Raw genomic sequence first — 24,482 nt, forward strand, 5'->3', positions numbered from 1 at the left:
CAAATAGCATAACCGAGTCATAGGATCTTTGTTGAAATGATGGAAAAGCAGTCATAAAAACGCTTCCAAGTATTAAGCGTTGTAATAATTAAGAACTTTATTAACATAGTTTTTTGTTTCAGTAAATGGAGGAATACCACCGTATTTTGAGACATTTCCTGGTCCAGCATTGTAGGCTGCTAATGCTAATTCGATATTTTGACCAAATTTATCTAACATTTGACCTAAATATTTTGCACCGCCCATAATATTTTGAACAGGATCTTTTGAGTCATTCACACCAAGGTATTTTGCAGTACCTGGCATAAGCTGCATTAAGCCTGTAGCACCTGCAGAGCTTACCGCATTTTCGTTGTAATTAGATTCTTGTTTCATGACAGCTGCGATTAGCTTCTGTGGGACACCATATGCTTGAGAGGCTTGTTCGATAATATCACTATATGCATTTGCCCCTGCTAATACATTTGTAAATCCACCAGAATTTAAATAATCATTATTTATATAATTTGAGAGCATACTCTCTTCGTTTTGTACTAATTCATTGTAATAAGTATTTGGTAAAAAATTTGCTTCTCCATTTAAGGCAAAGGATGATAAATAATTATTATCCAAACCATTAGTAGAAGTACTATCTAAGCTTGCAAAATGTCCAAGTAAATTTTCAGCTTCAGTAAGTGATGAGTTTGGTGTACTCATCATTTCGTTTAGGAACTGAGTGAAGATTGACTGATCATTGGATGCTGATTGAACATTGGCATCTGAATTACCAAATGATTGGATAGCTTGGAGTTCTAATAATGCTTTCATTGATGATATATTATTCAATACAATCAACCTCTCTCCAATTTTAATGCATTCATAAAGCGAGCGATTTTTTTATCTGCTACCTGCTTTGGAATGTTGTTATCCTTTAAAAACTGTTCGAAAATTTCTTTTCCGAGGGATTCCTCATCTGTTTCATATTCTACCTCATAATCATCGCAGTTTAAATAGAAAGAATGGTCAAACACAATAGTACCACCTTTGTAAGATAATTCCACACGGTCTGTTGTTAACGTCCCAAAGACCTTTAACTGATCAACTTGAACTCCTAATAGTAGTAGCTTTGCTTTAACACTCTCTGCAAAGAACCCTTTTCCAGCAAGCATTGAATCAGCTTGCTCCTTAGAAATTTCATCAGTGGTTTCTAGATGAGTATTTTCAGCTGTACGCTCTTTTAATGTGCAGACAATTCGTTTTTTCGTTTCACGGATTCTTAAGCCACTCAATAATTTCTTTAAATGAAAATCCGTTGTATCAAAATAATGGTTAGTTTGACGGATGATCATTTCATCGGTTACCTGGAATTTTTTTATTAAGTTTTCATATTGTTGTTTAGTTAAGACATTTTTAAATTCAATTTCTAATTCTTGGGCCATTGTTTTTTCCTTTCTTAACATGTATTTTCCACATTCTCTTTCTCGATTTGCAATGAGCTATGTTAAAATATGTAGAGAAAAGCTTAGAAGGGGAAGTTACATAATGCGAAATATATATTATATAGAGAAATATCAATTCGTACATAATGAGTTACACCTTAGTTTAAACGAAAATCAAAATGAAATTCAAATCCAACCTGCAGGACAAGTTTTGACAGATTCTGATCATTTAGCATTTATCTACCTTGTTGAAGAAGTAGGAGAGTATAGTTATTTGTATTTGCCAGATGACTTATGGCCGGCATTAGTACGTGTTTTACAGTCAGAGCAAAACCCTTATCTTATTTTAAATGAGCAAAAAATCGAACTCGAAAATTTCACTGAAGAATTGACTATGCTTCTTTTCAATATTGAAGGGAACGAAAATTACGGGAAAACCTTTGTTGAAGCAGTAGAAACAGCCTTTACTGAAATTTTAAAAGAACAAGCATAGTAAAATACGAAAGCTGAAAGTCTTGCATTTGGGAGGAGTCTTCGATGGGAACGTGGGGAGATTTTTTAAGTCCTTATATTCAGGCAGTTGATGAGTTAAAGATAAAATTTAAAGGGATGCGTTCACAGTTTGGAGCTTCAGGAACAACTTCTCCAATTGAATTTGTGACAGGGCGTGTAAAACCTTTAGCAAGTATATATGATAAAAGCCTGGAAAAGGGCATTACGTTTGAGCCGTCAAAACAATTGGCTAGTGATTTACAGGATATTGCGGGCTTACGTATCATGTGTCAATTTGTAGATGATATTTCAACCGTAGTTAATTTGATTCGTCAAAGAGATGATTTGAAAGTTGTTGAAGAAATAGATTACATTACATTTAGTAAACCAAGTGGTTACCGCTCATATCACATGATTGTGGCATACCCTGTTGAAACAATTCAAGGGAAAATAGAAGTATTGGCTGAGATTCAAATAAGAACGTTAGCGATGAATTTCTGGGCCTCCATCGAGCATTCAATGAACTATAAGTACAAAGGGGTTTTCCCAGAGGAAATCAAAAATCGTTTGCAAAATGCGGCGGAAGCAGCTTTTAAATTAGATGAAGAAATGTCTTCGATTAGAAGTGAAATACAAGAAGCACAAGTCTACTTTAGTGAGTTTAAGGACTCAACAAACCCAAAAATTCGAATTCAAACGACTACAGAGGAAAAGGAGCGTGAATAAGTTTTGAGATTTTCAATTCAATCACGCAGAGATTCCCAATCAAATGAATTGATGGAGCTCGCAAAAACGTATTTGACAGATTTTGGACTAATTTTAGATGAAGAAGAGCCAGAAATTGTGATTTCTATCGGTGGAGATGGGACACTTCTGCATGCCTTTCATCGCCATGCACATCGACTAGATAAAGTGGCGTTTGTAGGAATACATACTGGCCATCTTGGATTTTATGCAGACTGGAAACCATCAGAATTGGAGAAGTTAGTGCTTTCCATTGCCAAAAATGAATTTAATGTAGTGGAGTATCCGTTATTAGAGGTGCAAGTGCATACCCATAATTCAGATACTGCTAGATATTTGGCTTTAAATGAGGCGACGATTAAATCACCAGACGTAACCCTTGTTATGGATATCGAGCTAAATGGCAATCAATTTGAGCGATTCCGTGGAGATGGTTTGTGTGTTTCTACGCCATCCGGAAGTACAGCTTATAACAAAGCACTTGGTGGAGCAATCATCCATCCAACTCTACAAGCGTTCCAAATTACAGAAATGGCTTCGATCAATAACCGTGTGTTCCGTACAGTAGGATCATCCCTTGTGCTTCCAGCGCACCATAGCTGTACTTTAAAGCCAGTTAAAGATCAACAATTCACGATGACGATTGATCATAAGCATCTATTACAAAGCGATTTAAAATGGATTACATTTAATGTGGCCAATGAAAAAGTACGTTTTGCACGCTTCCGTCCTTTTCCATTCTGGGAACGCGTTCATGATTCGTTTGTTTCGAATGATTAATGAGGAGCCAGCATGGATAAAAGATTTAAGCTACAATTTCACGCAGAAAATGATGGGCAGCTTTTAAGGGATGCTATTAGCAAATTTGGTATTTCTAAAAGAGGACTAACATCAATCAAGTATCGGGGTGGGGCAATACTTGTGAATGGAGAGGAAAAAACAGTTCGACATGCTCTTAAAGCAGGAGATGTGATAACTGTTTATTTCCCCGAAGAAGAATTTAGTGAAGGGCTTATTGTTGAACATACAGATTTAACGATCCTTTATGAGGACGAGGCATTTCTAATGTTAGATAAACCTGCCTTCATGAACACGATTCCATCTCGTGAAAATCCAACAGGTAGTATGGCGAACTATATTTGCGGGTATTTTGAAATGCAGGGGATTCATTCGACGGTACATATTGTCACTAGACTAGACCGTGATACTTCCGGTATTGCCTGTATTGCAAAGCATAGTCATATCCATCATTTAATGGGGCTACAGCAAAAGCAAAACCTTATCAATAAGCAGTATGAAGCCATTGTCCATGGGCATGTAGCAGAAGACTCACAAGCAATCATTGCTCCTATAGGTCGAAAAAATACAAGTATTATTGAGAGGGAAGTACGTTCAGATGGACAAGCTTCCCATACAGATGTGAAGGTTATAAAAAAAGGTTTTACAAAGGATAGGGAGCCTGTCACCCATGTAAGACTAAAACTTCATACTGGTAGAACTCATCAAATTCGTGTGCATATGGCGCATATTGGTCATCCTCTCGTGGGCGATGAGTTATATGGAGGAAGTAGGGAACTTTTCAATAGGCAAGCACTTCACTGTGTTATGCTGGAAATGAACCATCCTTTGACAAACGAAAAGCTACAGGTTACAAGTGAAATTCCTGAGTCGATGCGAAATTTGATGAATAACTAAATGGAAGATGATCGGAAAGTGTGCGAACATCTTTTATTTTTCTATATAAATTTGAATTATTAAAATTTTGTGATGTATTAAAAATGCCTTTACCTTATTTCAATTTCCACATATTATTACTTTGAGAGGAGGGGACAAGTATGGTAGAACAACAAAATAATAAAAATGAAGAGCTTTTTAACGAGGAAGAATTACGTCAGTATTTGCTTGATGAAAATATTGACGAATTTCGTGAAATCTTTTTAGAGCTGCATTCATATGATCAGGCCCAATTTTATGAGAAGGTAGGACCTGATATACGAAAAACCATTTATCAATTCTTGTCTCCTCAAGAGATGGCGACAATATTTGAAACAATTGAATTAGAAGACGATGAATATGAGCAATTCTTAAAAGAAATGGATACAGCATACGGGGCAGAAATGCTTTCGTACATGTATACCGATGATGCAGTAGACGTCTTAAACGAACTAGATGATGAGCAACGAGAAAGTTATCTAGAAATGATGGATAGCGAAACAGCTGAAGAAATTAATGAGCTGCTGGCATATGCTGAGTATACTGCCGGGGCGATCATGACAACGGAGTACGTTTCAGTATTTGAAAACTCGACAGTCCGTTCGGCGATGACCGTTCTTCGTAATGAGGCACCCAATGCCGAAACTATTTATTATGTATTCGTTGTAGATGATGACCATCGCTTAAGTGGTGTTATTTCATTAAGAGATTTAATCATTTCAGAGGAGGACACGTTAATTCGTAATATTATGAATGAACGTGTGGTCTATGTGAAGGCTTCGGATGATCAAGAAGAAGTTGCACAAATCATGAAGGATTATAATTTTTTAGCGATTCCAGTAGTAAATGATAATCATGAAATGCTCGGTATCATAACAGTCGATGATATTATTGATGTTATCGATGAAGAAGCATCCGATGACTATTCAAAGCTTGCAGGTTTATCGGATGTGGATGACGTTGAGTCGAGCCCCTTTAAAGCTGCTAAAAAACGTTTGCCTTGGTTAATCATGCTATTGTTTTTAGGAATGATAACGGCAACGTTAATGGGGCAATTCGAGGCAACTTTAGATAAGGTTGCTTTACTTGCACTCTTTATTCCTTTGATTTCAGGGACATCTGGTAACAGTGGCACGCAAGCCCTTGCTGTAGCTGTTCGTGGTATTGCAACAGGCGAAATAGGCGGAAATAGCAAAATAAAGATGCTTCTTCGTGAAGTACTAACAGGTTTAATAACAGGAATTGTATGTGGACTTATTGTCGTGGGCATCATTTTCTTTTGGAAGCATTCGCTAATTATTGGACTATTGGTAGGCGCTGCAATTAGTGTTTCAATTCTTGTAGCAACTATCGCAGGCTCCTTCATACCTTTACTTATTCATAAGCTCGGCGCTGACCCAGCAGTAGCTTCTGGTCCGTTCATTACGACGTTGAATGACGTGACAAGTATTTTAATTTATTTAGGTTTAGCTTCGATGTTTTTAGGTCAGTTAATGTAAAATTAGTTAGTTGATTGTCCTAGTTTTTTGGTCTTTGTGACAGGATTCACGAAAAACTTCCTTCTGCATATCTATAAGTAAAAAAGGATGTGTAAAATGGAAGAGCCAATACTGTTTATTTCAAGCCCTCCAGTTTATTTTACTGAGGTTGTGGAGGTTAAGGAAACTTTCTTAGAAGAGAGTACATCAGTTTTTGTGCCGAATCGATCTGATCGTATCATTGATCAAGTAATCGCAAGACAGTTAAATTATTTTTCACAACCTATCAACCAATACAGAACATTGGTATTTCATCTAGAAGATGGCGAAAAAGTAGTTGGTAAAGTTGATGAAGTGGTAGGTTCTGATGTCAAATTAAAATCTTTAAACGAAATTATCATGGTCAATGGAAATGAAATCAAAGCCATTACAATCGCAAACGGAATTTAAAGTGGGAAGAGTGATTCAACGTAAAAAGTTGAATCGCTCTTTTTTTATGAAAGGATTTAATCGAAGTGACTAGATTATCGCTAGAAGTGGCGGGATTATTGGAGAAAGTGGCTAGATTATCACAAAAAGAGGCTAGATTATCATCAAACTGGCTAGATTAAACGAATATTACTAAATAAAAAAGACCCAAACAGCCTAAAATAGCCGGCTGTTTGGGTCTTGCATAAGCTATATCTTAGTGATGGTGGATGTTTAGGTCAACATCTGCCACACATTGAATAGCAGTGAAGTTGTTTAAGTCAACAGTTACACAAGTTTCTGTTTTCTTGAATTTAGCGATATCTTCGAATGCTTCTGGATCCATTACGTTTGGATCTTCGTCGAAGAAGTCTACAGCTTCCTCATCTTCTACAGCTACAACAGCACGTAAAGTAGCACAGCAATCACCGAATACATCTTCTACTCGGAAGAATGGTGTATAAGAGTAAGTGCAATCCTTACCTTTAGCCACCACTTTAAATGGTCTTCCTAGGTGATCTAGTAGCATGAATACGCGAGTATCCGCGTGACCATGTTTAGTTAGACCTCCGATTGGTTCGATAAAACAGCTACTACCACAAGTGTCATCATGTTTTACTGCTTGATTTTGTAGGTTTAAAATCGTCTTAACAACTTCACAAATACAACCTGAACCGCCCATCATATCTTCTTTCGATGAACTCTCAAATTTGTTTCTTCCACAACCCATTTGTTTCACCCCTCTTAAGTTTAGTTCAATCTACAATATGTGATTTCGAAAATGTAAACCGGGCTTTTGTACTGAAGCATTAAAATTCCTTGAAAATTTATTGCAAAAAATTACCGTTATACCTATCTTAACGAATTGAATAGATTAATTTTTTAATGCGCATAATAAGAAAAAAAAGGGGGTTGAAGCTTGAAAAAATTGGCAGCGATTGTTCTTATTCCACTTTTTTTGATTGGATGCTCTAGTGAACAAACCATTCAAGTATCTGGAATAACAACAGATGAGGAAAAAAGGGCTGAAATAGAAAGCTTGATACGAGACAAGAAGGACGTTTATACGGGAACGGCCATTATGGTTCAGGATGAAGTGTTAATAGCCATACAAGTGAATCCTTGGCTTGGGTTTAAAGAACAAAAGGTTGAAAAAGAATTACAAAAGGAAATAGAAGAAAAATATCCAGATATGAATGTACTTGTGTCCTCTGATTTCAAAATGCACTGGGAAACACAAAAGCTATTAGAAGAAGAGGATGAAAAAAAAGTAACTGATGAAGTGAAGAAGCTGAAAGATTTAGCAAAGGAGGAGACTTAATTGGATCCACAAGAGTATCAACAGATTGAACAAAAAAATACACCTCCTACTCCGTATTTGAAAAATTGTTTAAAAGCATTTTTAGTTGGCGGTATTATTTGTGCAATAGGACAAGCAATTACTTTTTTATATATGATCTTTTTTGACTTTACAGATAAAACAGCAGGCAATGCTACAGTTGCAACAATGGTATTTTTAGCAATGGTATTAACAGGCTTAGGGCTATATCGTAAGCTTGGTGCGTTTGCAGGAGCAGGTAGTGCAGTCCCAGTAACAGGATTCGGGAATGCTGTGGTATCTGCCGCAATAGAAGGAAAAACGGAAGGCTGGGTTTTAGGTGTAGGAGGCAACATGTTCAAGCTAGCGGGCTCTGTTATTTTGTTCGGAGTTGGTTCAGCCTTTTTCATAGCGCTTATTAAGCTGATTTTAGTATCAATGGGTGTGGTCGAATGGTGATATTATTTCCTTCAAAGCCATCCATCGTTGCTTGTGGTGCTGTAGCTGGTCCAGTTGAAAGTAAAAGTGTATTTTATTCTTATTTTGACTCTGTTTCTGAAGATGAGAGATGGGGGCAAAAGACAAATGAACAAGGACACTCAAAAATGATTCAAGAAGCCTGTGACATTGTTATGAAGAAAGCAGATTTGAAAAATTTAGATGTTGATTTCTTTTTAAGTGGGGATCTTGTAAACCAGATGACCCCTACCAATTTTGCAGCGAGAGAACTGGCTATTTCCTTTATAGGGCTATTTTCTGCCTGTGCGACTTCTGTATCCTCTGTTATCATAGCAAGTCTTCTAACAGAAGTAGGTGCCTCTCGTTTTGCAATTGCAGGTGCTGCTAGTCAACATAATGCAATTGAGCGACAATTCCGTTACCCATTAGACTATGGTGCCCAAAAGCCTGCAACTGCTCAGTGGACAGTTACTGCAGCAGGCTATGCTTTAATAGGAAAACATGATCCGAAATTGCCTTCTGTAGTGGCTGCTACTGTTGGGAAGGTTGTAGATTATGGGGAGGTAAGTCCGTTTCATATGGGAGGTGCAATGGCCCCGGCAGCTTATGATACAATCACCTCTCATTTAAAGAAGCGTCATCAAAAAATAACGGATTATGATTTAATCATGACGGGCGACTTAGGAAAAATTGGTTTGAAAATTCTCAAGGCGATGTTTGCTCAAACAGATGCAACCCAAGAAGAATTAGAAGTTTTCCGAGACGCTGGTGCAGAATATTACGGAGAAGATGAGGCATTCCAATCAGGGGCTAGTGGTGCTGGCTGTTCAGCATCCGTTTATTTCAGTTATATTGAACAGCAAATGAAAACAGGACGCTATAAAAAGGTTTTGCTAGTTGCAACAGGTGCTCTACTCTCTCCAATGTCTTTCCAGCAAGGCGAGACAATTCCTTGTACTGCACATGCAATCGAAATTACGATGGATTGAGGCGAAGAGGATGATTGTTTTTTATAGTTTTTTATTTGCGTTTATCGTTGGAGGAATCATTTGTGTTATCGGACAATTGCTTATGGATGTAGGGAAACTGACACCAGGTCATACCTTGGTTATATTAGTCGTATCCGGAGCAATTTTAGATGGTCTCGGCTTATATGAACCCTTGATAGATTTTGCAGGAGCTGGAGCGACAGTACCTATCACTTCCTTTGGTAATTCCTTAACACATGGGGCGTTAGCCGAGGCTGAGAAACATGGATGGGTTGGTGTGCTCACTGGAATGTTTGAGGTAACAAGCTCTGGAATAAGTGCAGCGATTGTTTTTGGATTCATAGCAGCCCTAATTTTTAAACCAAAAGGAAAAGCAAACTAGACAAATACCCCGACTTTCCTTTGTGTACTGACATAGTATACAAAGTGAAAGGAGGGGATTTTTAATGTGGAATAATAATTGTGGTTGCGGTCAGGTTAGCCCTGCCCAAGATTTCTGTGGACCAACTCAAACTATGCCAGCGTTCGATATGTGTGCACCAACTTACACTATGCCTGCATATGATATGTGTGGAGGCGATGGAGGGTACAAAGGATCTTACTTTGTATTAATCGTTGTACTATTCATCTTATTAATCATCGTAGGAAAGTGTTATATGTAAGGAGGGGAGATAAATGCAAAACCCTTTTTTTAAACAGATAGAAAACAAAACAGGTGTAAGTATGGAGGAAATTTTTGCTCTTGCAAATGCAATTCAACATGCTGATTTTTCAAATGAAAAACAAGTTCGTAAAATTATTAAACGAGTTAGCAAGGTGGCTAACAAACCTGTAACTAAAGAATTAGAGGATCAAATCGTTAAATCGATTGTACAGGATGGAAAATCACTAGATCTAGGCAAAATTCAAAAAATGTTAGGCTAACAGTACAAAAGCAGTCGCTTAAAGTTTGCGACTGCTTTTGTTAGCGGGTTTCGTTATGTCCGCCAAAATACATCAGCTCGGCCTTTTTTGGTCGAGTTGTGTTTTTAATTTATATAGTGTTAGATGACTCAGGCTTGGATTGTCTAAATTTCTTTCTCCATTGCACGGTGTGGAATTCCAGCATCAAGAAATTCGGGTGAAGTTACTGTATAATGAAGCTTTTCATAAAAAGGGATTGCATAGCTCTGAGCATTAAGCTTTAGCTTTGTTACACCAAGCTCCTTAGCATACTTTTCAAGTTCCTCCATTATCAGTAAACCGATTTTTTTGCCCCTATATTGTTCAAGCACACAAACACGTTCAACTTTACCGATTGTTTCTTCTAATTTACGCAGTCTAGCTGCACCAATTGGTTGATCTTGGTCTTTGACGATAAAATGGTACGAAGAAGAATCATGCTCATCTAGTTCAACATGCTCTGGGACACCTTGTTCTTCAACAAAGACATTTTTTCTAACAGAAAATGCTAAAGCAAGGTCCGTTTTGTTTTCCACAATGTTAAACTGATACAATGGTCATTCAGCCCCAGTTAATCGGTAAGTATCGTAAGCAGTCCAAGAGCCATCTTCTAATTGATATACTAAATGAATTCGATCTATTACTTCCTGCTCACTAACGCCAATCATGCGCAATTGCCCATAAATGTCATCATGCTCAGTCTCAGTTAAATCCTGTGCAATTGTGATATGTGGAATAAAGACATGCTTTGGTTTTCCAATATTCAATTGCTGCTGTAAATCTTGTTGTAGATTTTTTAGCTGATCTGTAGGTTCAACTTTAAAGTAGATAACATTTGTAGTTGGGAAGAAGGAACTAACTTTAGACGCGTGAATATTTAAAGGTGCATGCTTTTCTGCGATTGAAGCAATCTTCTGAGAAATGTTGCTAATCTCTGTTTCTTCTGCTTCAAATGCCTCTTTTAGAGTAAGATGCGGAGTGATTTTTGAATAATGTGAATCATAACGTTTGCGATACGTGTTCGCTAAATCCTGTAATCTTTTTGATGGAAATGCTACAATACCGTATTTCATCATTTTAGCCCCCTTAAAATTCATGATACTATCAATTATAACAGAATTTAAAAAAATTCGACATTTCCCTCATCAGGTACTTAACTGAAATTTTTGATTAAGGCCCTCTTAAGATCAGGCTTCCAATATTTCCAGGTGTGATTTCCATCGAATTCTTCATAGAATGTAGTATAACCCTTTGATGTAAGCAATGTGTGCAGCTGTCTATTCGGTGTTAAAAAATCTTTTACTTGTTTATCTGTCGTTACAACCTTATCTTCACCTGTTCCGATGACATGATAGATTGAAACCGCATTCATATTATTCGATTCTTCTACAATTTTTAATACATGCTCGTCAACGTAAGGTGATTGTAAGATGGCTTTACCGAAAATAGTAGGATACTTTAAAGCAGCAATTAGTGAAACGGTAGCTGCCATTGAATCTCCAATGACACCTCTAGTTGACCCTAACTGGAAAGTGGAATATTCCTCGTCTAAATAAGGAACAAGCTCATGAGCGAGAAAACGTAAATAAGCTTCATGTAATTCGCCTGTAGGTATATACTTTCTTCTGCGATCTCCGACACTCTTATATGGTATCCCAACAATAATAATATTTTCAATTTCGTACTCATCCAGTAACTGATCAGCTAACCGACTGATACCGCCTAATTGGAAATAGTCTTTACCGTCAGAAGCGATTAAAATGTGATATTTATTTAGAGGAGTATAGTTTGCAGGTACGTAAATTAATAATTCCTGTTCTTCGTTTAATGCAGTACTAAAAAATAATATTTCTTTAATGGTTCCGTGATCCACGAGGTATTCCTCCTTTTAAATCCAATGTACCGAAATTGTATCATAAGCATAATACAACGTGTACTATGTAGTATGGCAAAAAGCACGAAAAGAAGAAGTTATCTTCTACATACAATTAATGAAATGGGGCTTGTTAATATGCAGGGAAAAAAGAATCGTGTTCCATCAGAAGCTGTTGCACAAGCAACAAAAGTTGCTTTAAAGCGACGTGGAGTAAAAGTTGAAGATATCGCAGAAATTGTCTATCAAATGCAATTACCCTATAATGATGGTCTATTAATGGAGCATTGTATTGAATCGGTTGAACGTGTTTTACGGAAAAGGGAAGTGCAACATTCTGTACTAGTGGGGATTGAATTAGACGAATTAGCAGAAAAGAAAATGTTATCTGAGCCCCTACAATCGATTGTTGAGTCAGATGAAGGATTATTTGGTGTTGATGAAACCCTTGCCTTAGGTGCAGTTATGACCTATGGAAGCATTGCTTTAACTACCTTTGGCTATTTAGATAAAAATAAAGTAGGAATTATAAAAAAGCTGGATACTAAAAATAACTGTGTGCATACATTTTTAGATGATTTAGTTGCCAGTATCGCAGCAAGTGCGGCATCCCGAATTGCCCATCGTATGCGTGATTTAGAAGAGAATGAAGAAACATTTGCTAATGCCCGGACATTAGTTCTGGAATCATCATCAAATTTAAATTCGGATATCTAGCTGTATTGTTTTATTGTACAATAATATTGTAGCTAGAAAATTATTTATTAAGAGAGGCAAAACCAATGACACCAAAAGATATTAAAACATTAATAACTAGTGGCACTATCATATTAGCGGTCGTTTTATATTTATTATTTAGATAGAACTTGTATTTTGCATGAGAAGGGACGAACAATGCTAAAAAGGGTCTTTCCAATCATTTTATTATTAATATTAGGAGCATGTAGCCTCGAAAAAGCGGATAGCGAGAAAAACCATGACATTTCTTCCTATGAAGAATTTCCGCTTGAGAACGTTATTGACGGGGATACCATTAAAATAAGATATCATGGGGCTGTTGAATCTGTACGTTTTCTACTAGTAGACACGCCCGAAACAAATCATCCAACTCATGGTGAACAACCTTTTGGTCAAGAAGCAAAAGCGTTTACGAAAGAGTTGTTAGCAGGGTATGAAACAATTTACCTGGAATTTGATGTTTCCTATCGAGATAAGTACAATCGTCTCTTGGCCTATGTCTATACAGCTGACGGAAAGAATGTACAGGAAGAATTATTGAAAAATGGTCTTGCTCGAGTTGCTTACATCTACGAGCCCAATACAAAGCATGTAGACTGGTTTGATGCTATTCAAACAGCTGCAAAAGAAGAGGCAGTTGGGATATGGTCCGTAGAAAATTATGCACAGGAGGATGGATTTCATCCCGAATCATTCGAGCATAGTTCAAAAGCGAACGCCTCAAATGATTGCCTCATAAAAGGGAATATCGGTTCAAATAAAATTTACCATACACCAGTATCACCTTCGTATGAACAAACCAAGGCAGAAGTAATGTTTTGTACAGAAAAAGAGGCTGTTGACGCGGGGTTTCGCCCACCGAAGCAGTAGCATCCATATATTGAAAAATCAGCTCAAATTATTAAAAGAGCTGATTTTTTATTGTCATTCTTCCTCATTCTCTCTTGGTAATTCATTGTCGATATACACGTCGATTATCGCTTCAATGCTATTGGCAAAGGAAATCACACTAGGGTAGAGTCGAATTCCAGGTGTTGAGGCATCATAAAAGCGATAGTGGATAAAGAAAATACAAGTGAGCTGATGTTTGTTTCTATATTCATTGATGACATCAATTTTCGATTTTAATGGTCCAATTAAGACTTCAATAATTTCTTTATCTTCTTCGTCCTCAAATCGTAAAAAAGCTTCAGTATTTAAGCTCCATACTGTCTCAAATCTTGTACGCTCCCGATTTCCTCTAACAAAAGTGTCCCCATTTTTATAGGCTTCTGACGGTATAACGCGAATTTCATCCGTAAATTTATCAATAGGCCATTCGTCTGCAAAGATGCTGAATCTTATAAATGCTGTATCTCTCTTAAATACATTTGTTTCAAGATCTTTGTTCATAAAACCCTCCTATTCTATTTTTAAAATCAAATTATGCATCACTCGGTTCAGTTACTTCTTGCGTAATATTGACGTCCCAACAAATAACAGTAGTACTATCCCTAACATGATTATCTTTAACGGTTTGCAGGAGCATCGTTAGCCCTGCATCTATCTCTTTGAAGTTCATAATGCTAGAGATTTTTTTACCTGAAGAGAAAGGTTCATTCGGACATTCAATCAGTCCATCAGTAGTTAAAAATATACGATTTACACCTTTTCTTAGCTCTCTAATGCCACTACTATAGCAGGGAATGGCTTGATTAAACGTGTTGACTTGACCAATCCATTCATAAAATTGTCTTTGGTTAATTTCATATTGACCAAGCTTGGCAAGCTCTTCGTGGAAAATCATGGATATGCAATCTCCAACTGAAAACCACCAAATGTATTTATCTTTTCTTAGAACGATGAGGCATGCTGTTTCACCCTGAACCTTTCGACAATCCTCAAGAAACTGCTCCTCTTGAAACAGGCTTAGCAAGGTACTTTCTATTTCTCTAAACGCTTGATCGATGGGTAATATTATTAAAGCTTGTATATCCTTTTTTCCTCTTTCCAATTGCTGCAATACTAATTCAGCGCTCAGAGCCGTATTGTGTGCATCCATGATTACAGTAAACTCCCAGGTTTTAAAGGGATCTAACCAAATAAGGCAGGCATCTTCATTTTTATACTGACCTGCTTTAGAATTACCTCCAAATCGCCCGAGGGATACATAACTGAATTTACTTATATCAATTTTATCTACAAAGTTTTCTTGACTTCCAACCCAGCCGAATTCGATTACTGAATTATTCATGCCAATTCCTCTAAATAAGTTTTTAATCGATGGCATAATTTTTTTACATCAGTAGAATCACCCGTCGGAGCACCCTCCCAATTGTAAACAGACATCGGTCCCCAATAATCTTTAGGTGTATTTGGATAACGTGCGACCAAGTGCATGTGAAGGTGAGGAACTGCATTGCCCGATACTAAAGAATATACATGCTCTGCACCCTCCGATTCCATTAATCCTTTACTAACTCTAGCCATGGTCACTCCAAATACTTTAGCTTCTTTCATTGTCATGTCACCAAGTGTTGGAACATGACGCTTTAAGTCAATCATAATATGACCTAGGTAGTGTGGCTTTTCTTTTTGATCAATATGGCCAACATAGACATACCCGTCTTCATAAATTGTAATCCCGGAAGTTTCAAATTTCCCTTTATGCTTATCACAAATAAAACAGTTCATACTCATCTCATTTCCTCCCAGTCTGTTTAAAATAAATAAAAAATCCCATCATCTCTAAAGAGACGATAGGATTTTATCGTGGTACCACTCTTCTTATTTCAGTACAAAAACCGAAATATCTCAGGACTCGTTTACGGAAGTTAACCGTATAGATTTTATCTCTATACACTCATAGGTAAGTTGGGGAGGTTATTGCCTGTCTTGCACCAACCGACAGTTCTCTTATCAATAATGTCTCCTTAATACTCCTAATCACTGCGTTTCTTGTATATATTTTCTAATATTCTAAATTTTACCAATATATTTGTCAATATCGAAAGTAAAATAAATAGACCCTTTTCTTTTTTCGAAAAGGGTCCCGTACTTTTATTTGAATCTAAATTTTACTTTCATAACAAATACTACTCAAGATGATTAGTAATCAATTTGTTGTTGATCCAAAACACCTTGTGGCAATTCTTCTTCATCCTCTTTTAAGAATAAAAAAGATTCGTCCTTTAACTGATGTAATCTTTCTTCATTCAATCCTACAGACAAAGGTCCTGAAAAAATTTTCTCCCACCAAGTATCAGTCGAAATCATATAAAATTGCCCCCTTTTAGTTTGTCTCTTTCCTTCTAAATACCATTTATAAATTTAAATTAAACATTAAAGAAGGAATTAGACGATAAATTGTAGTAAATTGTACATAGTTATTATGAACAGAAAAATTTAAATTATGTATTAAGGGGTAGGGATGTAGATGACAAGATATACAGCAGAAGACGTAGAATTCATGATAGATGAGCAAAAAAAATTTTTTTTAACTGGACATACAAGGAATATAGAATTTCGAAAAAAACAATTATTAAAGCTAAAAGATAAAATCAAGCATTACGAAAAAGATATATTAAAGGCTTTAAATTTAGATTTAGGCAAAAGTGAATTTGAAGCTTACTCAAATGAAGTCGGGATTGTTCTAGAGAGCATTAGCTATTTCGTAAAAAATATCGATGAATGGGCAAAGCCTGTACATGTTAAGACACCTATTCATTTTCAGCCTGCAAAAAGCTTTGTTGTTAGGGAGCCCTATGGTGTTGTCCTGATTATTGGTCCATTTAATTATCCATTTCAGCTTGTAATGGAGCCGCTAATTGGTGCCATTATTGGTGGGAATACAGCAGTAGTTAAGCCTTCTGAAACGACTCCTCATACTACTGAAGTTACAAAAAAAATTATTGAGGAAACTTTTGATACTTCATATATAAGAGTAGTTGAAGGAGAAAAAGAGGAGGTCACTCATTTAATTCACGCTCCATTCGATTATATTTTCTTCACAGGTAGTGTGGCAGTTGGGAAGGTAGTTATGCGGGCGGCAGCAGAAAGGTTAACGCCAATTACTTTGGAGCTTGGTGGTAAAAGTCCAGCGATTGTAGATCAGACTGCAAATCTTGAGGTTGCAGCTAAACGAATCGTCTGGGGGAAATTTAATAATACCGGTCAAACCTGTGTAGCACCGGATTACTTATTTGTACATTCTTCGGTTTATGAGCAGTTCATAAAAGAACTGAAAAAAACCATCGAACAATTTTATGGAGAAGATCCGCAGGAGAGCGGTGACTACGGACGGATTGTGAACAATCGTCAATTTACTCGACTGCAAAAATTACTTGAAGCTGAAAAAGAAAATATTACATTCGGTGGAAACCTAGATGAAGAAAACCTTTATATTGAACCAACTATTTTAGAAAATATCAATTGGTCCAGTCCTATTATGGAGGATGAGATTTTTGGTCCAATCCTACCAATCATGAAATATGACAATTTAAAATACACATTACATCAAATTCAAAAGCTCCCTAAACCATTAGCAGCTTATTTCTTCTCGGAGCATGAAAAAGCAATTGAAATCTTCCTAGAGGAATTACCTTTTGGAGGTGGCTGTATTAATGATACCGTTACACATGTAGGGAACCCATATCTGCCATTTGGCGGCGTAGGACCATCTGGAGTCAATGCGTATCATGGTAAAGCAAGCTTTGAGAACTTTACACATCCAAAATCCATCATGAAGCGATCCTCAAAATTGGCGAATAATTTATTATTCCCACCCTACAAGCAAAAGTTAAAGCTTGTGAAAACGATGCTAAAATAAAACCTTTCCTCATAAACACTGATTTTCGCTACTTTTGGCGAAAATCGTGTTTTTCTAAAAATCGACCTATCTTCCTTATTATTGAAATGCATTAGAAGTGGTATAATATTGTATACAAATATTATCGGATAGTGAATTATTAGCTTTTATAACGGATAAGAAAGTATAAAACTTTCTTATCCGCATAAGTACAACTAAGGCTAATCGCTAAAAGGATTGGTGCTTAGCCAAGTTTTCTAAAAAAAATTTTGGTTTTACATACTTAATGAGGGTGTCGATTTTTGGTGAATTTTGATATCATTAAATTTATTTAGAAGTTACGGAAATTGAGGGGGCTTTTTAGTGAATAATGTATTTGATGAAAAACGTACAATTGATTTATTAGGTCAATTAGTAAATATTCCTAGTCCATCAGGGTATACAGCAACAATTATGCAATTTATAGGAAGTTATTTAAAAAACATTGGGATTGAGTATAAGCAAACAAATAAAGGTGCAATAATCGCGACTATCGAAGGCGAAAATAACGCTTCTCATCGTTTACTAACTGCACATGTGGATACCTTAGGTGCAATGGTAAAAGAAGTTAAAGCTAACGGTCGATTAAAGCTAGCGATGATTGGTGGATTTAAATGGAATGCAGTGGAAGGTGAGTATTGTACAATCCACACTGCACAGGGGAAAAAAATTCGTGGAACAATACTTCTTCATGAAACAACTGTCCATGTATATAGCAATCCCGATGCCATCAAACGTGATGCAGATCATATAGAAGTTCGTATAGATGAAAAATGCTTTAATGCCGACGATGTACGTGCTACTGGTATTGAAGTAGGAGACTTTGTTTCCTTTGACCCGCGCTTTGAGGTTATCGATAGTGGATTTGTTAAGTCAAGACATTTAGATGACAAAGCAAGTACAGCGTTAGTTTTACAATTGGTGAAGTACATTAAAGAAAATGATATTAAACTACCATATACAACACATTTTTATATTTCAAATAACGAAGAAATCGGCTACGGGGGAAATTCAAATATTCCTGAACAAGTAGTTGAATATATTGCGGTGGATATGGGCGCAATTGGTGATGGTCAAAGCTCTGATGAGTATACAGTATCAATTTGTGCTAAGGATTCGAGTGGCCCTTATCATTATGAGTTAACAAGACATTTAGTTGAGCTAGCAAAAACGAACAGCATTGATTATAAGCTTGATATTTATCCGAATTATGGTTCTGACGCATCGGCAGCAATTCGTGCTGGCTTTGATGTAAAACATGCATTATTTGGACCTGGTATTGAAGCTTCTCATGCATATGAGCGTACGCATGTTGACTCATTAAGAGCAACTGCACAGTTATTATACACTTACGTAATTTCACGAATGGATTCGGAGGATTAATATGTATACTGAGGAATTATTAAGTGTTCTCCCTTTAAAAAAAATTTCAGGGCAATTACCAAATACCATCAAGGATGTTTCAATCGATTCGAGAAGTGTTCAACCGAAAAGCTTGTTCGTTTGCATTAAAGGCGAGACAGTTGATGGTCATGATTTTGCACAAAAAGCTGTTGATGCAGGTGCAACGGTAGTAGTAGCTGAAAGAGAGCTTACACTAGAGGGTGAAGTTGCCCAAGTAATCGTGAAGAATTCGGAACGTGCCTTAGGTTTACTAGCGGCTAAATTCTTCGACTACCCATCTAATGATTTAATGATGATTGGTGTAACTGGTACAAATGGAAAGACAAGCGTATCGGGCATTATTCATCACATGCTAGTTGGTATGGGAGAACGATCTGCATTATCCGGAACTATTGGATTTGAATTAAATGGTGTGCTTTACGAAACAGCCAATACAACTAATGATGTACTTAGTACACAGCAAATGATTTTCCGTGCGAAAATGGAGGGCTGTAGTGCAATGGTGATGGAAGTATCATCCCATGGCTTAGCTTTAGGTAGGTTAGCTGGTGTAGATTATGACGTTGCAGTATTCACTAATCTGACGCATGATCATTTAGATTTCCATGGAACAATGGAAGAGTACGGCAATGCTAAAGGATTACTATTCTCTCAAATGGGGCAAGATTTTACGAAGAATAAGTTTGTTGTCTTAAATGCCGACGATCCATGGTCTGAAAAATACGAAAGAATGACATCCTATCCAGCTTGGACGTATGGGTTGAAAAACGATGCGATTTTCAAAGCAGAAAACTGCAATTATGAAGATGGCTTAACAACCTTTGATATGCATACACCTGAAGGAAAATTCCCGGTAACAATGCATTTACTTGGTGAATTTAATGTTTATAATGTATTAGCAGCAACAGCTGTATTTTATGCTCGTGGATACTCATTGGAAGAAATTATCGAACAAATTGAGGATCTAGCGCCAGTCCGTGGCCGTATGGAACGTGTTAAAACGGATTTGCCATTACAAATTTTTATTGATTATGCACATACTCCAGATGCGATTGAAAAAGCGATTAATGCTGCTTTGCCTTATAAAAAGCCGGAAAATAAATTAATTTTCCTAATCGGTACTGGTGGTAATCGTGATAAATCAAAACGTCCTGCCATGGCACAAAAAGCATCTCTTGCTGATTATGTTGTTCTGACAACAGATGATCCACGCTATGAAGAATATGATAGTATTACAGGTGATTTAGCAAAAGGTATGCTACATGACAAGTTTGCTTGCATTGGAGATCGTGCTGAAGCCGTACGCCATGCTGTTTCAATTGCTGACCCGGGTGATATTATTATATTCGCCGGTAAAGGACATGAGGATTACCAAATTATCGAGAATACAAAATATCCTCATAGTGATGCAGAAATAGCGGTGGAAGCTGGCCGTTTAAAATTCGTGTAATACTTATTATGGATGTAGCTTGTTTTAGGCTGTTCGGTAAGCTCTAGCTTATTGAACAGCCATTAAAATTTTGTCGATAGACCAAGAAACTGGATATATAATAGAATTTGTTCCCAGTATATATAGTAGACAAAGGAAAAATGATTGTACTACTTAAGAAGAATCTTTTATTATACTGATATGTACTTATAAATGAATCGGTATAAGGAAAACAACGAATCGCCCTCTTTAGGCGAAAACGTAAATTTTCCAATAGCAAGGGTATATAAAAAGGAGAAACAAAAATGACTTCAAAATTAGAGCAAGACATATTATCACGTCGTACCTTTGCCATCATCTCTCACCCAGATGCTGGTAAAACGACGATTACAGAGAAATTATTATTATTCGGTGGTGCCATCCGTGATGCTGGTACTGTTAAAGGGAAAAAAACAGGTAAATTTGCAACTTCTGACTGGATGGAAATCGAGAAGCAACGTGGGATTTCTGTTACATCCTCAGTAATGCAATTTGACTACCTTGGTAATCGTGTAAATATCTTAGATACACCTGGTCACCAAGATTTCTCAGAAGATACTTACCGTACGCTAATGGCAGTGGATAGTGCTGTCATGGTTGTCGATGCGGCAAAGGGGATTGAGGCACAAACATTAAAGCTATTTAAAGTTTGTCGTCTTCGCGGTATTCCAATATTTACTTTTATCAATAAGCTTGACCGTCAAGGGAAAGAGCCTCTTGAGTTAATCGAAGAGCTAGAAGAAGTTTTAGGAATCAATGCTTACCCAATGAATTGGCCAATCGGGATGGGGAAAGAATTCTTAGGAATTTATGATCGATATAACAAAAGAATTGAACAATTCCGTACAGATGAAACAGAACGCTTCTTACCAATCGATGAAGACGGAGAGTTAGCAGTAGATCATCCAATGAAAGTGACTTCTTACTACACACAAGCAATGGATGATATCATGCTATTAAACGAAGCAGGGAATGATTTCTCAGAGGAAAAAATTCGTCGTGGGGAGTTAACGCCAGTATTCTATGGTTCAGCCTTAACAAACTTTGGTGTGCAAACTTTCCTTGAAACCTATTTACAATTCGCACCTACACCGCAGCCACGTTTAACAGAGGATGAGCAGTTTATCGACCCGGTAGATCATAATGAACTTTCTGGTTTCATCTTCAAAATTCAAGCAAACATGAACCCGGCTCACCGTGACAGAATTGCGTTTGTGCGAATTGTTTCAGGTAAATTTGAACGTGGTATGAACATTACGCTTTCTCGTACAAATAAATCCTTTAAAGTAACTCAATCTACTCAGTTCTTAGCAGATGATCGTGAAACAGTCGATGAGGCAGTTGCTGGTGATATCATTGGTTTATATGACACTGGTACTTACCAAATAGGGGATACAATAGTTGGTGGAAAGAAGACGTTCCAATTTGAGAAACTACCTCAATTTACACCAGAGCTATTTGTTCGTGTTACAGCGAAAAATGTTATGAAGTCAAAGCAATTCCATAAAGGGATTTTGCAATTAGTGCAAGAAGGAGCAATTCAATATTATAAAACGCTTCATACGGAAGAAGTAATTCTAGGTGCAGTAGGACAATTACAATTTGAAGTGTTCGAGCATCGTATGAAAAACGAATATAATGTAGAAGTGCAAATGCAGCCAGTTGGTTCGAAAATTGCTCGTTGGATTGAAAACGAAGAGGATGTAAAAGAATCAATGCATTCGGCTCGTTCAATGCTTGTAAAAGACCGCTTTGATAACCTTGTATTCTTATTCGAAAATGAATTCGCAATGCGCTGGTTCTCAGAGAAAAACGAAGATATCAAGCTATATAGCTTATTATAGAATCTTCTTGAACGCCATATTTTGGCGTTCTTTTTCTTATCAGCTTCCACAGGTATTAGAGCTTTACAATACATTTACATTTAAATCTAAAAATATCATTGCTTTTACCCTAGGCATATGTTTTAATTAAGTTAAATAATAACTGAATAACCATTTGACTATTGTCAAAGGGGAGTAGCTTATAAGTATTGAAAAATACTTACTTCACATTCGTCATTACATGGTGGGAACCATCGGGTGTGAAAGCATTTGATTATTTGATTTCAAAATGTTGTTTTTGGAATCACTAAAATTGCTTAGCAAGACCTTTGCCTATTTATTAGGCATGGGTCTTTTTCTTGTGCGCCCGGCATGCGCATGAACTATAGGGTGTAAGTCCCGAACCCCGAAGACAGAAGTAGAGGTTAGCCAAGAGCAAGGGTGTCCGTGGCGACGCGGAATCTGAAGGAAGCTGGAGGCAAAACACCGGTCCGAGGAACACGAATCTCATACAAGGCTAGTTACGACTGGATGAGTTTGCAAGACAAAACAAAGTCCTTTCTGTCGAAGGTCATACCTAGTAAATGAGGCGGATAGATGGTGTGAAAGTGCATGTGCTTACCCGGGGAGGTCTGATGGAAACATGAAGTACCCTTCATAACCTACTTGGTGACAAGTAGCTGAATCATCAGAAGTCAGCAGAGGTCATAGTACGATTGGGTCTAGAACCAGTCGGAAGGACTGAACAATTAAGAGAGATTAGCCCTTGGCTTTCCATCTAGAATGAATGAGCACAGAAAACAGAGAAACCTCACGCTTAGAAAGTAGTGGTGAATCCCACGAGGGTATTTGCGGAGGGTGGAGTTCAGATGGGCATAAGAAGATAAGCTAATCACGGAAAGGAACGAAATGGTGATGTTGAATCAAATTCTTGAACGGCAAAATATGATACAAGCGCTAAAGCGAGTTGAAGCGAATAAAGGAAGCCATGGAGTAGACATGATGCCCGTACAAACCTTACGACAGCACATGCTCGAAAATTGGGAAACCATTAAATCGCAGATTTTGAATGGAACCTATGAACCGCAACCAGTACGTCGAGTCGAAATCCCGAAACCAGATGGTGGTGTGCGTTTACTAGGTATCCCAACCGTGACAGACCGTTTGATTCAACAAGCTATCTCGCAGATTTTATCGAAGGAATATGACGAAACATTTTCGGACCACAGTTATGGATTCCGTCCAAATCGGAGCGCCCATGACGCCGTTCGGAAAGCAAAGGGTTATTTAAAGGAAGGTTATCGATGGGTAATTGACATGGATTTAGAGAAATTCTTCGATAAGGTTAATCATGACCGACTAATGGCAACATTAACGAAACGAATTTCAGATAAACCTTTATTAAAACTTATTCGTAAATACCTCCAAGCCGGTGTCATGATAAATGGAGTGGTTTCAAGTACAGAAGAAGGAACACCACAAGGTGGACCTTTAAGTCCTCTACTTTCAAACGTAGTTCTAGATGAACTTGATAAAGAGTTGGAGGAACGTGGACATAAATTCGTTCGATACGCAGATGATTGCAATATTTATGTGAAAACGGAACGTGCGGGGTTAAGAGTAATGGCGAGTGTACAAAGATTTATTGAGGGAAAACTTCGTTTAAAAGTAAACCAAAAGAAATCAGCAGTAGATCGTCCTTGGAACCGAAAGTTCTTAGGTTTTAGTTTCACGAATCACAAAGAACCAAAAGTTCGTCTTGCGAAAACAAGTCTAGTCCGAATGAAGATGAAAATACGAGAGATTACCTCAAGAAAGATGCCATATTCCATGGAATACAGAATCGAGAAGTTAAACCAGTATCTAATGGGGTGGTGTGGTTATTTTGCATTAGCAGATACAAGTTCCACATTCAAATCACTAGATAGCTGGATTAAAAGAAGATTAAGGATGTGTCTATGGAAGAATTGGAAGAAACCTCGAACAAGAGTCAGAAATCTTACTCGATTGAAAGTTCCTTTTGGAAAAGCATACGAGTGGGGAAACACCCGGAAAGGGTACTGGCGCATTTCTAATAGCCCCATATTACACAGAACCCTCGGCAATTCCTATTGGGAAAGCCAAGGGCTGAAAAGTCTGCAAGTTCGTTACGAAACTTTGCGTTATTCATCTTAATTGAACCGCCGTATACGGAACCGTACGTACGGTGGTGTGAGAGGTCGGGAGTTAATCACTCCCTCCTACTCGATTTGTCTAAAAATGGTTATCAGTGAATTTATTTACCTGCAGTAAGAAAGTGTAACTGCGGGAACAAAATTTTGCTTATTTCA

At 37.2% G+C, this 24,482-nt stretch carries 29 protein-coding genes and 1 other annotated feature; of the genes, 19 read left to right on the top strand and 10 right to left on the bottom strand.

The features are described from left to right. Window positions 1–72: 72 nt before the first annotated feature. Together LG296_RS05195 and LG296_RS05200 are read right to left on the bottom strand one after the other, a co-directional pair. Entirely contained in the window at window positions 73–825 is a 753-nt protein-coding gene (locus LG296_RS05195) for a lytic transglycosylase domain-containing protein (protein ID WP_404427611.1), read from the bottom strand. A 5-nt stretch (window positions 826–830) separates the two neighbouring features. Beyond that, window positions 831–1,439, bottom strand: a complete 609-nt coding sequence (locus LG296_RS05200; protein WP_404427612.1) for a CYTH domain-containing protein — start codon at window positions 1,437–1,439, stop codon at window positions 831–833. Between the two features lie 82 nt (window positions 1,440–1,521). Here LG296_RS05200 and LG296_RS05205 point away from each other — a divergent pair, with 82 nt between their 5' ends. The 6 genes from LG296_RS05205 to LG296_RS05230 all read left to right on the top strand — a co-directional run bounded on the left by LG296_RS05205 (window position 1,522) and on the right by LG296_RS05230 (window position 6,295). Further along, window positions 1,522–1,911: a hypothetical protein gene (locus LG296_RS05205; protein ID WP_251396860.1), complete on the top strand. Its 390-nt coding sequence runs from the start codon at window positions 1,522–1,524 to the stop codon at window positions 1,909–1,911. Window positions 1,912–1,955: 44 nt separating this feature from the next. After that, complete coding sequence (locus LG296_RS05210) at window positions 1,956–2,636, top strand: GTP pyrophosphokinase family protein (RefSeq protein ID WP_251396863.1); 681 nt, start codon at window positions 1,956–1,958, stop codon at window positions 2,634–2,636. 3 nt (window positions 2,637–2,639) lie between these two features. Next, entirely contained in the window at window positions 2,640–3,434 is a 795-nt protein-coding gene (locus LG296_RS05215; RefSeq protein ID WP_107935002.1) for an NAD kinase, read from the top strand. A 12-nt stretch (window positions 3,435–3,446) separates the two neighbouring features. Beyond that, entirely contained in the window at window positions 3,447–4,349 is a 903-nt protein-coding gene (locus LG296_RS05220; protein ID WP_251396866.1) for an RluA family pseudouridine synthase, read from the top strand. 140 nt (window positions 4,350–4,489) lie between these two features. After that, window positions 4,490–5,866: a magnesium transporter gene (gene mgtE, locus LG296_RS05225; RefSeq protein WP_404427613.1), complete on the top strand. Its 1,377-nt coding sequence runs from the start codon at window positions 4,490–4,492 to the stop codon at window positions 5,864–5,866. Window positions 5,867–5,962: 96 nt separating this feature from the next. Next, a complete protein-coding gene (locus LG296_RS05230) occupies window positions 5,963–6,295 on the top strand; it encodes a 4-diphosphocytidyl-2C-methyl-D-erythritol kinase (protein WP_251396872.1) in 333 nt (110 codons plus the stop codon). 235 nt (window positions 6,296–6,530) lie between these two features. Here LG296_RS05230 and LG296_RS05235 read toward each other — a convergent pair whose 3' ends face one another. Then, complete coding sequence (locus LG296_RS05235) at window positions 6,531–7,043, bottom strand: CotY/CotZ family spore coat protein (RefSeq protein WP_251396875.1); 513 nt, start codon at window positions 7,041–7,043, stop codon at window positions 6,531–6,533. A gap of 189 nt (window positions 7,044–7,232) precedes the next feature. Between LG296_RS05235 and LG296_RS05240 the strand changes: the two genes are divergently transcribed. The 6 genes from LG296_RS05240 to LG296_RS05265 all read left to right on the top strand — a co-directional run bounded on the left by LG296_RS05240 (window position 7,233) and on the right by LG296_RS05265 (window position 10,003). Further along, entirely contained in the window at window positions 7,233–7,634 is a 402-nt protein-coding gene (locus tag LG296_RS05240) for a hypothetical protein (RefSeq protein ID WP_251396878.1), read from the top strand. Beyond that, a complete protein-coding gene (gene spoVAC, locus LG296_RS05245; protein WP_404427614.1) occupies window positions 7,635–8,090 on the top strand; it encodes a stage V sporulation protein AC in 456 nt (151 codons plus the stop codon). Then, window positions 8,084–9,079, top strand: a complete 996-nt coding sequence (locus tag LG296_RS05250) for a stage V sporulation protein AD (protein WP_404427615.1) — start codon at window positions 8,084–8,086, stop codon at window positions 9,077–9,079. The genes spoVAC and LG296_RS05250 overlap by 7 nt, the downstream gene beginning before the upstream one ends. Before the next feature lie 10 nt (window positions 9,080–9,089). Continuing rightward, entirely contained in the window at window positions 9,090–9,461 is a 372-nt protein-coding gene (gene spoVAE / locus LG296_RS05255) for a stage V sporulation protein AE (protein WP_107934994.1), read from the top strand. A gap of 64 nt (window positions 9,462–9,525) precedes the next feature. Continuing rightward, the gene (locus LG296_RS05260; protein WP_404427616.1) at window positions 9,526–9,741 is read left to right on the top strand and encodes a YjcZ family sporulation protein; all 216 of its coding nucleotides are present in this window, start codon (window positions 9,526–9,528) and stop codon (window positions 9,739–9,741) included. Window positions 9,742–9,754: 13 nt separating this feature from the next. Continuing rightward, on the top strand, window positions 9,755–10,003 hold the full coding sequence (locus LG296_RS05265) for a stage VI sporulation protein F (RefSeq protein ID WP_251396887.1): 249 nt from the start codon (window positions 9,755–9,757) through the stop codon (window positions 10,001–10,003). A 143-nt stretch (window positions 10,004–10,146) separates the two neighbouring features. On the opposite strand, the gene LG296_RS05270 is transcribed toward LG296_RS05265, so the two are convergent. The 3 genes from LG296_RS05270 to LG296_RS05280 form a co-directional block, all read right to left on the bottom strand. Beyond that, window positions 10,147–10,575: a GNAT family N-acetyltransferase gene (locus LG296_RS05270; protein ID WP_251396889.1), complete on the bottom strand. Its 429-nt coding sequence runs from the start codon at window positions 10,573–10,575 to the stop codon at window positions 10,147–10,149. A 3-nt stretch (window positions 10,576–10,578) separates the two neighbouring features. Next, a complete protein-coding gene (locus tag LG296_RS05275) occupies window positions 10,579–11,094 on the bottom strand; it encodes a 2'-5' RNA ligase family protein (protein ID WP_251396891.1) in 516 nt (171 codons plus the stop codon). An 80-nt stretch (window positions 11,095–11,174) separates the two neighbouring features. Beyond that, window positions 11,175–11,894, bottom strand: a complete 720-nt coding sequence (locus LG296_RS05280; RefSeq protein WP_404427617.1) for an alpha/beta hydrolase — start codon at window positions 11,892–11,894, stop codon at window positions 11,175–11,177. Between the two features lie 138 nt (window positions 11,895–12,032). On the opposite strand from LG296_RS05280, the gene LG296_RS05285 reads away from it, so the two are divergent. Continuing rightward, window positions 12,033–12,611, top strand: a complete 579-nt coding sequence (locus LG296_RS05285) for a phosphatidylglycerophosphatase A (RefSeq protein ID WP_404427618.1) — start codon at window positions 12,033–12,035, stop codon at window positions 12,609–12,611. 177 nt (window positions 12,612–12,788) lie between these two features. Continuing rightward, window positions 12,789–13,502 carry a thermonuclease family protein gene (locus LG296_RS05290; protein WP_251396897.1) on the top strand — a complete coding sequence of 238 codons (714 nt, stop codon included), beginning with the start codon at window positions 12,789–12,791 and terminating at the stop codon, window positions 13,500–13,502. A gap of 54 nt (window positions 13,503–13,556) precedes the next feature. Here the strand turns inward: LG296_RS05290 and LG296_RS05295 are convergent, their stop codons facing one another. The 4 genes from LG296_RS05295 to LG296_RS05310 form a co-directional block, all read right to left on the bottom strand. Continuing rightward, the gene (locus LG296_RS05295; protein ID WP_251396899.1) at window positions 13,557–14,024 is read right to left on the bottom strand and encodes a DUF4279 domain-containing protein; all 468 of its coding nucleotides are present in this window, start codon (window positions 14,022–14,024) and stop codon (window positions 13,557–13,559) included. Between the two features lie 31 nt (window positions 14,025–14,055). Next, complete coding sequence (locus LG296_RS05300; protein WP_404427619.1) at window positions 14,056–14,865, bottom strand: protein phosphatase 2C domain-containing protein; 810 nt, start codon at window positions 14,863–14,865, stop codon at window positions 14,056–14,058. Then, complete coding sequence (locus LG296_RS05305) at window positions 14,862–15,311, bottom strand: HIT family protein (RefSeq protein ID WP_404427620.1); 450 nt, start codon at window positions 15,309–15,311, stop codon at window positions 14,862–14,864. The genes LG296_RS05300 and LG296_RS05305 overlap by 4 nt, the downstream gene beginning before the upstream one ends. A gap of 49 nt (window positions 15,312–15,360) precedes the next feature. Next, window positions 15,361–15,570 (bottom strand) — a binding site (T-box leader). A gap of 149 nt (window positions 15,571–15,719) precedes the next feature. Further along, window positions 15,720–15,887 (bottom strand): hypothetical protein, encoded by a 168-nt coding sequence (locus tag LG296_RS05310; protein WP_251396906.1) that lies wholly within the window; start codon window positions 15,885–15,887, stop codon window positions 15,720–15,722. 160 nt (window positions 15,888–16,047) lie between these two features. Here LG296_RS05310 and LG296_RS05315 point away from each other — a divergent pair, with 160 nt between their 5' ends. The 5 genes from LG296_RS05315 (at window position 16,048) to ltrA (ending at window position 24,327) form a co-directional block, all read left to right on the top strand. Further along, window positions 16,048–17,439 (top strand): aldehyde dehydrogenase, encoded by a 1,392-nt coding sequence (locus tag LG296_RS05315; RefSeq protein ID WP_404427621.1) that lies wholly within the window; start codon window positions 16,048–16,050, stop codon window positions 17,437–17,439. Window positions 17,440–17,781: 342 nt separating this feature from the next. Beyond that, on the top strand, window positions 17,782–18,840 hold the full coding sequence (locus tag LG296_RS05320) for a M42 family metallopeptidase (RefSeq protein ID WP_251396910.1): 1,059 nt from the start codon (window positions 17,782–17,784) through the stop codon (window positions 18,838–18,840). 1 nt (window position 18,841) lies between these two features. Further along, entirely contained in the window at window positions 18,842–20,311 is a 1,470-nt protein-coding gene (locus LG296_RS05325) for a UDP-N-acetylmuramoyl-L-alanyl-D-glutamate--2,6-diaminopimelate ligase (RefSeq protein ID WP_251396912.1), read from the top strand. A 284-nt stretch (window positions 20,312–20,595) separates the two neighbouring features. Further along, the gene (locus LG296_RS05330) at window positions 20,596–22,173 is read left to right on the top strand and encodes a peptide chain release factor 3 (protein ID WP_404427622.1); all 1,578 of its coding nucleotides are present in this window, start codon (window positions 20,596–20,598) and stop codon (window positions 22,171–22,173) included. An 891-nt stretch (window positions 22,174–23,064) separates the two neighbouring features. Next, window positions 23,065–24,327, top strand: coding sequence for a group II intron reverse transcriptase/maturase (ltrA, locus tag LG296_RS05335; RefSeq protein WP_107937924.1), 1,263 nt, complete (start codon window positions 23,065–23,067; stop codon window positions 24,325–24,327). Window positions 24,328–24,482 lie beyond the last annotated feature (155 nt).

Source organism: Ureibacillus chungkukjangi, from assembly GCF_044795995.1.
GTDB lineage: Bacteria > Bacillota > Bacilli > Bacillales_A > Planococcaceae > Ureibacillus > Ureibacillus chungkukjangi.

Excerpts from the sequence above, each read along its gene's own strand:
- LG296_RS05205 (WP_251396860.1), top strand. The coding sequence starts at position 1,522 with ATGCGAAATATATATTATATAGAGAAATATCAATTCGTACATAATGAG.
- LG296_RS05260 (WP_404427616.1), top strand. The coding sequence starts at position 9,526 with ATGTGGAATAATAATTGTGGTTGCGGTCAGGTTAGCCCTGCCCAAGAT.
- LG296_RS05200 (WP_404427612.1), bottom strand. The coding sequence starts at position 1,439 with ATGTTAAGAAAGGAAAAAACAATGGCCCAAGAATTAGAAATTGAATTT.
- LG296_RS05235 (WP_251396875.1), bottom strand. The coding sequence starts at position 7,043 with ATGGGTTGTGGAAGAAACAAATTTGAGAGTTCATCGAAAGAAGATATG.
- LG296_RS05295 (WP_251396899.1), bottom strand. The coding sequence starts at position 14,024 with ATGAACAAAGATCTTGAAACAAATGTATTTAAGAGAGATACAGCATTT.
- spoVAE (WP_107934994.1), top strand. The coding sequence starts at position 9,090 with ATGATTGTTTTTTATAGTTTTTTATTTGCGTTTATCGTTGGAGGAATC.
- LG296_RS05285 (WP_404427618.1), top strand. The coding sequence starts at position 12,033 with ATGCAGGGAAAAAAGAATCGTGTTCCATCAGAAGCTGTTGCACAAGCA.
- LG296_RS05220 (WP_251396866.1), top strand. The coding sequence starts at position 3,447 with ATGGATAAAAGATTTAAGCTACAATTTCACGCAGAAAATGATGGGCAG.
- LG296_RS05315 (WP_404427621.1), top strand. The coding sequence starts at position 16,048 with ATGACAAGATATACAGCAGAAGACGTAGAATTCATGATAGATGAGCAA.
- LG296_RS05275 (WP_251396891.1), bottom strand. The coding sequence starts at position 11,094 with ATGAAATACGGTATTGTAGCATTTCCATCAAAAAGATTACAGGATTTA.
- LG296_RS05265 (WP_251396887.1), top strand. The coding sequence starts at position 9,755 with ATGCAAAACCCTTTTTTTAAACAGATAGAAAACAAAACAGGTGTAAGT.
- LG296_RS05250 (WP_404427615.1), top strand. The coding sequence starts at position 8,084 with ATGGTGATATTATTTCCTTCAAAGCCATCCATCGTTGCTTGTGGTGCT.
- LG296_RS05210 (WP_251396863.1), top strand. The coding sequence starts at position 1,956 with ATGGGAACGTGGGGAGATTTTTTAAGTCCTTATATTCAGGCAGTTGAT.
- LG296_RS05325 (WP_251396912.1), top strand. The coding sequence starts at position 18,842 with ATGTATACTGAGGAATTATTAAGTGTTCTCCCTTTAAAAAAAATTTCA.
- LG296_RS05305 (WP_404427620.1), bottom strand. The coding sequence starts at position 15,311 with ATGAGTATGAACTGTTTTATTTGTGATAAGCATAAAGGGAAATTTGAA.
- LG296_RS05300 (WP_404427619.1), bottom strand. The coding sequence starts at position 14,865 with ATGAATAATTCAGTAATCGAATTCGGCTGGGTTGGAAGTCAAGAAAAC.
- LG296_RS05230 (WP_251396872.1), top strand. The coding sequence starts at position 5,963 with ATGGAAGAGCCAATACTGTTTATTTCAAGCCCTCCAGTTTATTTTACT.
- LG296_RS05290 (WP_251396897.1), top strand. The coding sequence starts at position 12,789 with ATGCTAAAAAGGGTCTTTCCAATCATTTTATTATTAATATTAGGAGCA.
- LG296_RS05310 (WP_251396906.1), bottom strand. The coding sequence starts at position 15,887 with ATGATTTCGACTGATACTTGGTGGGAGAAAATTTTTTCAGGACCTTTG.
- LG296_RS05330 (WP_404427622.1), top strand. The coding sequence starts at position 20,596 with ATGACTTCAAAATTAGAGCAAGACATATTATCACGTCGTACCTTTGCC.
- mgtE (WP_404427613.1), top strand. The coding sequence starts at position 4,490 with ATGGTAGAACAACAAAATAATAAAAATGAAGAGCTTTTTAACGAGGAA.